General features: G+C 68.2%; 1 protein-coding gene. It reads left to right on the top strand.

Annotated features, from left to right (window positions below):
* Positions 1-29 precede the first annotated feature (29 nt).
* Positions 30-579, top strand: a 550-nt coding sequence (gene earP / locus L6Q67_RS24165) for an elongation factor P maturation arginine rhamnosyltransferase EarP (protein ID WP_296576252.1), incomplete at its 3' end; no start/stop codon positions are given.

The raw sequence follows: 579 nt of genomic DNA, 5'->3' as shown, positions 1-579 counted from the left end.
CTGTGTTTCCGCCACGCCTGCACCCGTCCATGCGTTTCGACCTCTTCTGCCGTGTCATCGACAACTACGGCGACATCGGCGTCTGCTGGCGGCTCGCCCGCCAACTCGCCGCCGAACACGGCCACCCGGTGCGCCTGTGGGTGGACGACCTGCGCAGCCTGCAACCCCTGCTGCCGGAAAGCGACCCCGGGGCTACGGCGCAAACCCAGCACGGCGTCGAAATCCGCCACTGGCCGACGGCCACAGGCGAAGAATTCACCGAGAACTGGTCCGCCGACGCAGCGGATGCAGTCGGCGACGTGGTGATCGAAGCCTTTGCCTGCGAACTGCCGCCGGCCTTCGTCGCCGCCATGGCCGCAATAGCCACACAGGCCCGGCCACCGGCATGGATCAACCTCGAATACCTGAGCGCCGAAAGCTGGGCCGAGGACTGCCACGGCCTCGCCTCGCCGCACCCCACCCTGCCGCTGACCAAGTACTTCTTCTTCCCCGGCTTTGGCGAGCGCAGCGGCGGCCTGCTGCGCGAAAGCGAGCTGCTCGCCCGGCGCGACGCAGTCCAGACCGGCCAGAACGACGATA

Source organism: Zoogloea sp. (genome assembly GCF_023150065.1).
Taxonomy (GTDB): domain Bacteria; phylum Pseudomonadota; class Gammaproteobacteria; order Burkholderiales; family Rhodocyclaceae; genus Zoogloea.
This window is presented reverse-complemented; position numbering and strand designations above follow the sequence as displayed.